Raw genomic sequence first — 5648 nt, 5'->3', positions numbered from 1 at the left:
AAGAGACAGGGACGGGGTCGTGTCCGGTGTCCTCCGTCTGCTGCGCGGGCGGGTCCGGCGTCTTGTCGGCCTGGTGGTCCAGGGGCAGTTGGACGGCCTGTGTGCCCGTTGTCCCCTGCGGGGTCAGGTACACACCGGAGGCGGGGTTCGCCACCAGGGTGTACGGGGCCGTGTCGGGGTCGAGTTCGTCCAGCACCTGGCGCAGGGCCTCTATGTTGTCGACGCGTCCGATCCAGCCGCTGTCCCCGCGCAGATACGCGCCCGAGGGCAGGTGGACGAAGTCGTCGCCGAATCCGGCCCAGCCCTCCGCGTCCAGTTCCTGCCCGTCGGGCAGCCGCACCCGGCCCAGGTCACTGACCTCGTAGCCGGGCCGTGCGGCGCCGGACGAGCCGGACCGGACCGACGCGGAGTCCGAGGGGTCCGGAGCCTCGCGCAGGGTGACGGAGAACCATGTGTCGCTCTGTGCGCTCTTCCCCTTGCCCTTGCCCTCGGGAGCCGGCACGTCCTCCACGGGCACGAGGGTCGGGGCTGTCCCGCCGTCCGGGGTGCGCCGGGGCGCCATCAAGGTCACCGAACGGCCCACCGGCCAGCCCGACTCCAGCGGGTCGACGCCGTTGTCCCGGGAGCCGCCGGGGAGCCCGCCACGCCGTCGGCCGCCGGCCCCGGCGTTCGGGTCGAAGGCCATCGAGGGCAGCAGCAGCGGCGCTTCGGCAGCGGACGAGGCGCGTGTACCCGGCGCGGTCCTGGTGGCGGGCGCGGGCGCGTTCGGGTTGAAAACCGTCGGCGGCAAAGGTAGCGGGGCGTCACCGGAGTCGGACTCGTCGTCGGAGTCCGACTCGTCGCCGGAATCGGCATCGGCGTCCGACTCGTCCTCCGACTCTTCCTCGGATTCCTCCTCGGACTCTTCCTCCGACTCGTCCTCGGAGCCCTCCTCTGGGTCCGAGTCGTGGCCGGGATCCGCCGTGGCCTCGGCCGTCTGCGACTGCGCCTCGTCGTCGGGCAGATCGGGCAGGTGCGCACGTACGGCGTCCATGTCCAGCGGGGTGCCGTCGGCGGGCAGATTCGCCACGGACTCGACAGCCGCGAGGACGTGCTCGTCGAACAGGTCGTCCTCGGGGCCGAGTTCGTAGACCCGGGAGACGTACTCGGAGATCGCGTCGGGCCCGGACAGCTCCGGGAAGAGCACGCCCGCCGCGTCGCGCAGGCGGTGGAACGCCCCCAGCCACCGGGTCTGCCCGGCCTGGTCGTCGCCGGGGATCTCGTCGCCGAACATCGCCCTGGCCGTCCGTACCGTGTCGACCACACGGCGGCGCAGTTCCGCCGGGGCGTCGCCGGTCAGGCCCATGCCCCGGGCCAGGTCGTCGACCAGCCGGGTGTCGCGCGGCCCACCGAACTGGTTGAAGCCGTCCCAGCGCGCCCAGCGCAGATGCCGGTCGAACAGCGCCATGCCGTCCTTCAGATGGGCGACGATCTCCGGCACCGAGAAGCCGCCGAGGAACAGCGAATGGGAGTTCATCAGCACGGCGGGCCTGAAGCCCTGCTCCAGCAGGAACTTCTGCATCAGCGTGTGGACGTTGACGCGGCTGTTGGCGTCCGTGAAGGGCTGGAGGATCTGCAGGGCACGTGTCACCCGCGCGATGGCACGCAGCTTGTCGTCGGGGCCGACCGCCACGGCCACCTCGTCGTAGTACCGGTCCAGCAGTTCCTGCACCGCGGCGCGGGCGTCCTCGACGGTGTAGTTGCTGGACACCCTGCCGCCCAGCCAGAAGACCATCATCGGCCTCGGCCCGCCCGGCCGCTGTGCGTTGAAGTCGACCAGCAGAGGCCGCCCCAGGACGGTCTCCTCACTGACATCGGCCGCCAGGCGTTCGACGCCCGTGCCGCGATGGGTGACCATCGAGGAGCCCGACCACGTGGTCGACCGGTTGTGGCCGCCGTCCGTGAGATGACGGGTCGCGAGGTCGTGCATCCTCTCGTACGCGTCGACGTCGACGCGCGACCAGTCCCGGTCGCCGCCGCCACCGTCGAGGACCTCGGCGTACAGCTCGGTCATGCCCTTGCGGTAGCCGGGGTACTTGGTGCGGTCCAGGTGGCCGCCGATGTCGTCGGGCCTGGGTGCGAAGACCTCCTCGTGGACGTTCGGGTCGATGAACAGCCGCCACCAGGACCCCTGGAGCAGCAGGTCCGAAAGACGCGGGACGGCCGAGCGGGCCGGCCGGCCGGACGTGCCGCCCTGGTAGAACTCGCGGACACGCTCGTTGGGGAACCGGCCGCCGACCGCGACGTGGTCGCGCAACTCCTGCTCGCTGAGGGGGCGCAGGCTGTTGTAGCGGTCCCAGGAGTCGTCGTAGGAGAAGTCGAGGCCGTGGCGCTCGGGATGGTCTTCCTCGGAGGCCCACAGTTCGGTGGCCTTGAGGACTTCGTGCAGCGAGTGGTGGCGGTTGGCCAGCAGGGTGCCGACGAGCGCCAGCCGCATCAGCCCGAGGTCCAGGCCCGCGTCCCACTGCTTGTTCGCGGCCTCGACGGCGTTGAGCCAGAAGTACGCCGTGCCGGACAGGCCGGTCATGAGCAGGGCACCGGTGCTCTGGGCGGCGTAGTGCGGGGAGTCCTCCACGGTCAGCGGGCGCTCGTCCGTGGGCTGCGCGGCGGGCGGCCGGTGGGTGACGCCGGAGCGCTGCGCACCGGTGATCCAGTCGGTGCCGTTCGTGGAGAACTCGCGTTCGGCCTTGCTGAGGGGCGGCCGTGCGGTCTCCGGGTCGCGCTCGGGCAGGCCCTCCGAGGGGGTGCCCCGCCAGCGGCGGTCGGCGGCGATGACGGGCGGATAGGTCTTCCGCGTGCCGTGCAGGGAGTCGAAGACGTGGTAGCGCAACGCGTTCCACAACAACACGGTCTGCTCACGGAAGTTGCCGCTCCGCACGACCTCTTCGAGCGCGGCGGGAGAGCGGCCCACCGAACCGGGAACAGAGCTGTCGAGCGAGCCCAGCATGGGCCTCATCACCTGCGGTGTCCTCTCCCACAGCAGAGCGACGAACCGCTTGACCTCGGCCGTGACGTCCGGATGCTCCGAGAGGAAGTCGGCGAGCCTGCTCTCGAACTGCTCCGCCTCGCTCTGGTACCGCAGCCGTTGCAGGTCCTCGGCGCTGACCGGGGCCGGCCGGAAGTCCGGCGGCAGGGAGAAGGCGCGGTCGTTGGGCGGGATGCCCAGCGTCTCGGCGAGGATGCCGGCCATCCGGGGCACGGAGTAGCCGCCCTGGAAGAGCGCGGCCAGCTGGGTGGTGACCACGGGCCTGAAGCCCTGCTCCAGCAGGAACTTGTGCAGCAGCAGATGCACGTTGATGCGGCGGTTCGCGTCGTGGAAGGGGTGCACGACCTGGAGCGTCCGGATGGCCCGGCTGATGGCGGCGAGCCGGTCCATGGGGGTGACCGCTCGCCCGATCTCCTCGTAGTAGCGGTCGAAGGTGAGGTCGACCAGCCTCGCGACCTCGCCCTTCTGGTAGTTGGTCTGCAGCAGGGGGCGTCCGGTCGAGAACGTCTCCACGGCCGTGATGAAGTCCGTCTCCCGGTCCTCGTCGTCCTGGGCCCAGTACTCGGTGTCCAGGTGCACGACGAGCGGCCGTCCGTCCAGCTCCTCGGCCAGCAGGTCGTCGCTCAGGACGGTGTTGCGCAGCGGGAAGCTGGTGGGCTGGCCGCCGGACCATCCCGGCTTGTTCTTCAGGTGCGCGACGGCGAGGTCGTGCAACGCCAGGTACGACCTCGCGTCCATCCGGTGCGCGACACCGTCCGGGTTGTCCAGGAAGTGCCGGTACGCGTCCACCATGCCCTGCCGGAACCCCGGGGACTGCTCCCGGTCGTACGCCTCTCCGGGGTCCGACGGGTAGGCGTTCTGCACGCGCGCGTGGTCCCGGGGGTCGATGAACAGCTGCCACCAGTCCGACTCCGCGAGGAAGTCGGACAGCCGTCGGCCCTCGCCGTCGGTGGGCTCGAAGTCCTGCGCCGGGTCGAACGCGTCCTCGTCCTCGTCGTCGTCGGAGGACTCGTCGTCCGAGTCGTCCGAGTCCTCGGCGTCAGAGGGGTCCGCGGGTGCCGGTGCCGTACGCGTCAGCGGCAAGGCGAACAGGTTGTCGTCCGAGTCGTCCGAGTGGTCATCGGACTCGTCGTCGGAATCCGATGCGTCGGACTCGTCCGCCCCGGCCTCATCCGCCTCGGACTCGGACTCCTCCTCCGACTCCTCCTCCGATTCGGAGTCGTCGGGCTGCTGCGGCGGACCGGAGGACGTGGGAGGCCGTCGTGGCGGGGGAACCGTGGTCGGCTCGTCGTCGGAATCGTTCTCCGAGTCGTTCCCGGCGTCCGATTCCGCCTCCGAATCCGGCTCGGAGTCCGCCTCGGAATCGGAGGAGTCGGACGACTCGGAGGACGCGTCGTCGGAGTCCGAGGGGTGGCCGCCGGGGTCGGACGGCCGCAGGCCCGGACGCGAGGCCGGGTCCCCCGCCGTGGGCACCGCCGTCGGCGCGGCGGGCGTGCTGCCGCTCGCGCCGCCGCGCAGCCGGGCGGGCAGGTCGAGCCCGTGCCGCAGCCGGTCGGCCAGGGTGGTCGCCGCTTCCCTGCCGCCGCCCGTCACCAGCACGTCGGCCACCTGTCGTACCGCGTTCCGGTACGGCTCCAGGACGTGCCGCGAGTCGGCGAGCACGGAATGCAGCTCCAGCGGCAGCACGAGCGAGACGGCGGTACTCCAGGCGTGCCCCGCGTTGTCCCTGACCTCGTCCGGCACCGCGCCGGCGAAGTCCGCGTAGGCGTCCTGCCACATACGGCGGCTGGCGTTGGCGGCTGTCGTGTCGAGTTCCGGGGACCATGAACCGGACTGGACCATCTGGGACCTGACGCGGTCGAGTTCGGACAGGCCGGCGGGGTCGGAAGAGGCGGTGGTGAGCTCGGCGGGCAGGTCGGCCACGGTGATCCGGTCGGCGATCCACTGGCGCTGCGTCTCGTCGCGCCGGACGGCCGGCGCGTGCTGACCGTGCAGGTCCGGCGCATGGGGGTCGATCCCCAACTCCCGCAGGTGCTCCTCGGTTTGCGCCAGGTGGGACTCGGCCTCCTGTACGTCCGCGGTGGCCCGCGTGAGTGCGTCGGCGTCGCGGCTGGAGCCCACGCCCGCCTCGACACGCTGCCTGATGGTGTCGGCCTTGGCGTTGGCCTCGGCGACGGCGCGCATCGCGTCGGCGTGCTCGTCACGCGCCGCGGTGACGGTCTCCGGGGCGGGCTGGCGCGTGCCGCCGCCCGTGCCGATACCCGGCGCATGGGACGGGCCCATGGCCGTCGACCCGTGGCCGGCAGGGGTGATGACGTCCGGGTCGGGCGAGGAGGTGTCCGTCCCCGAGAACTCCGAGTCGCCGAAGTCGGTGGGCGTGATCGCGCTGTCCGTGTCCACCGAACCCGGTTGGGTGAGGGACGACTTCGGCAGCGTGGGACCAGAGGCAGCGGTGAAGTCGCCGGTGGTGGAGGAGGTGGTGGGCAGCGGTGAGGCCGGGGTGAGCACGGACTCGATGTCGGTGGCCGGGTCGGTGAGATCGAAGCGGGACTGGGACGGCGAAGTCGTTGGCGTCGAGGGCGGGTTGTACGTACGCGAGGAAGTGGTGGGGGTGGTCGTCGGC

The 5648-nt window shown here is 71.6% G+C and carries 1 protein-coding gene and 1 pseudogene; one reads left to right on the top strand and one right to left on the bottom strand.

The features are described from left to right. A pseudogene (locus EHS43_RS46810) lies at positions 1-5425 on the bottom strand (hypothetical protein); the annotation flags it as partial. 34 nt (positions 5426-5459) lie between these two features. Here EHS43_RS46810 and EHS43_RS47185 point away from each other — a divergent pair. Continuing rightward, positions 5460-5648: hypothetical protein (locus EHS43_RS47185; RefSeq protein ID WP_221740793.1), on the top strand; the 189-nt coding region annotated here is incomplete at its 3' end.

The organism is Streptomyces sp. RP5T, assembly GCF_003933965.1.
In the GTDB taxonomy this organism is placed as follows: domain Bacteria; phylum Actinomycetota; class Actinomycetes; order Streptomycetales; family Streptomycetaceae; genus Streptomyces.
This window is presented reverse-complemented; position numbering and strand designations above follow the sequence as displayed.